The sequence below is a fragment of the uncultured Methanofollis sp. genome (assembly GCF_937919355.1).
Classification (GTDB): domain Archaea; phylum Halobacteriota; class Methanomicrobia; order Methanomicrobiales; family Methanofollaceae; genus Methanofollis.
Map to the genome: position 1 here is coordinate 1 of NZ_CALFSA010000075.1, position 2,650 is coordinate 2,650.

Consider the following 2,650-nt stretch of genomic DNA (forward strand, 5'->3'; position numbering starts at 1 on the left):
AGGTTGGTTCCTTTCGGCCCGACGTAAAGGACGCCTGTCTCGAAGATGAGGAAAGGATGCAGGCCTTTTTTCTTCGCCCATTCGGCGATGCCGGTGTGCACGAGATTTGAGAGGATGCCGGTAGACTCCTGGAATCGGTGGTAGTAGAATGAAAGAGAGGGGTCAACGTTGTCGAGGTCTTTAAGCATCGAATTGGAGACCTGGGGTCTCTCCAGACTTGCCAGAGTGTCGGCGAGTTTGATCCACCGGAGGTAATCTGTGGCCTTCTGCGAGAGGTCGTCGTGGTAGCCGCGCGTCGAGTGGAGGGCGACGGCAATGGACTGGTAGTCTTTGGCAGTCAAGGCAGGGGCATACTCGATAAGTCGGAACTCTGCGGCGACCATATGGACATACTCGGCCGAGAGGTCAAACTGTTCCTTCCACTTCTCGCCGACACATTTGTGAAGGTCGTGAACGGCAAAGAGAGCGATGGTTTCCCGCAACTCGTCCGGGGAGAGAGCGACATCGGAACCCATCTCTGAGAGACGTACGTTCAGTTCGACCATGGCCCAGACGCCGTTCCGTATATGGCTCAGCATCGGCTGGTCGACCTTGCCATATTCTACACTCTTTGCCGGGCGAAGAGCGTACTGGGAGATCCGGATCGCCGGATCGACCAGAGTAAAATAGTCACTCAGCACACGATACGAAGGAGGGGTTGCCCTCCCTGTGGTCATCTGAAAGACCATATTCACCTGCTCCTGAGAGAACAGGCTCATGAATGGATCACTACTCATTGACACCGTCCTGGACTGTGACATCCACCTGCCCGCACCCGCGGGCGACACTGGATCCGACACCTGAGAACTCGGCAAACATGGCGAGGATCAGGGTAGCGTTTCTAAACCCTATCGGGGCATTTGATGTGAAGGAATAGGTGCATCGACCGACAAAGCCCTGTTTGAAGATCGGACGGGAATGACCTCTCTTCGCGTCCATGACCGTGTTGACCTGCACGCTGTATGTCGCGAGCCGGCGCAGGTCCGGTCTCTCTATGAGGTATCGCCCGAAATCATCGCGAGAAACACCCATGTGAAGGTCATCTGGAGATAACTGGTTCCATTTTGAAAGGAGTGAATGGAACACCGCAATGCGGTGGGGATACATCTCCGTGACCCGACTGTTTCGGTACTGGATGCACGTTGGGGTCAGAAAATCGAAGTTCAAAGAGGGTTGGTTATACTCTTGAGTCCGCTTTATGAGGTCGTCGGCCGATACCATCTGGTCCTCGACCTGCTCGACGGAGAAGGAACCCTGATAGAGGGGAAGTTTCTTTCGATCTGTCAGGAGGGGCAGGACAAGATGACGAAAGACCTCTTCGTCGTGGGGGTCGGTGATCCCGATGCGGAGACGATAGAGTTCATGGGACAGCACCTGCTTCAGGTAGGGTCTCTCTGTCGATCGGAAGGGGCCGTGAAGGGATCCAAGGGAGATTGATGTGATAGTTGAGTCGTGGACTCGCCGACTCACTTCAGGATCAGATTCCTTCATGAGTCCCAGCAGCGAAGAGTAAACCTGATACCCTTCGTGGATCGGTATCTCGAATGATTGGTCTGACCTGAGCACTAGATTTACCCGTCGCATGAACATCCCTTGGTGTGCCCCTCCCATCAATCTTTTGATTTGTGTAGCAACAATACTGTTTCAAAAAAATTGCATGCTTGTTGGCGTATTGCAGAAAAATGAAATCTAAATACGACCCCGCCAGAAGTACTGTATGAAAGTGTACATTTCACCCCTTGGTTTTGATACCTCGCATGTCCTCTCACTGATCGTGAAATATGGGATCGAAGCAGGGGACAGGATCATTATGGTGATGTCAGATACGAGGGATGAACGGGCCGAGAGTGCATTCAAGAGCGTGACAGAGATAGTCCACACGATCGACGTCGGCATCGCGATCAGACGAGTCCACCTTGACCACCGGGATTTTTCCGGCATGATCCTCGCATGCATTGCGGCGATTAAAGGGACTCTGCACGACACTCCAGGTGCGTCGATCATTGTAAATCTCTCTGGAGGGCCCCGCGAGATCCTGGTCGCCCTCACCATTGCATCTGTAAGCCATGCACCAAAGATCGCTCAGTTCACTTCGTACTCGGATGTGAGCCGACAACTCTCTGAGATCGATCTACCATATCTCACCTCCCCCCTCCGGGACAGGGAACTGGCGGTCCTAGGGGATATTCAGAACTTCGGCCCCACGTCGATCTCAGATATCGCGCAACGTTTGCAGATCTCTGAAAGTTCCGCGTCGCGATACTGCGCGAGGTTGCTCTCGAACAGATTGATCGACCAGACGGCACAAGGGAAGAGCAAATGTGCGAGAGTCAGGCCGTCTGCCGCTGTGATCCTCTCGATATGCAAGAAGGCCTGAGTCGGTTTGAGGTGCGGAGTCCCCGGTCCGCACCCGCGCATCGTTCCGGCCTTCCTGCACGCATAAATCGCGCCCGCCATGCCAGGCACCCGCGCCTTCCCCTGTCCGCACACCGCCTGGGGTCGACCCTCTCACCGGCACCGAACCCCCGGCAGTCCGGAACCCCCCACACACTCCACATCCCCCCACACGCAACAGGAAGGACAGTCATCTTTGCACGCGTTGCACCCCCGT

The 2,650-nt window shown here is 54.9% G+C and carries 3 protein-coding genes; 1 reads left to right on the forward strand and 2 read right to left on the reverse strand.

The annotated features are described in order from the left end of the window. Together cas10d and cas6 are read right to left on the reverse strand one after the other, a co-directional pair. The coding region (gene cas10d / locus Q0520_RS03450; protein WP_298666630.1) for a type I-D CRISPR-associated protein Cas10d/Csc3 at positions 1-680 on the reverse strand (680 nt) is incomplete at its 3' end. 88 nt (positions 681-768) lie between these two features. Continuing rightward, complete coding sequence (cas6, locus tag Q0520_RS03455) at positions 769-1,629, reverse strand: CRISPR system precrRNA processing endoribonuclease RAMP protein Cas6 (RefSeq protein ID WP_298666633.1); 861 nt, start codon at positions 1,627-1,629, stop codon at positions 769-771. A 127-nt stretch (positions 1,630-1,756) separates the two neighbouring features. Here cas6 and csa3 point away from each other — a divergent pair, with 127 nt between their 5' ends. Beyond that, the gene (gene csa3, locus Q0520_RS03460; RefSeq protein WP_298666636.1) at positions 1,757-2,416 is read left to right on the forward strand and encodes a CRISPR-associated CARF protein Csa3; all 660 of its coding nucleotides are present in this window, start codon (positions 1,757-1,759) and stop codon (positions 2,414-2,416) included. Positions 2,417-2,650 lie beyond the last annotated feature (234 nt).

What these genes read in the sequence shown, in the direction of transcription:
- cas6 (WP_298666633.1), bottom strand. Translation starts at nt 1,629, where the DNA reads ATGTTCATGCGACGGGTAAATCTAGTGCTCAGGTCAGACCAATCATTC.
- csa3 (WP_298666636.1), top strand. Translation starts at nt 1,757, where the DNA reads ATGAAAGTGTACATTTCACCCCTTGGTTTTGATACCTCGCATGTCCTC.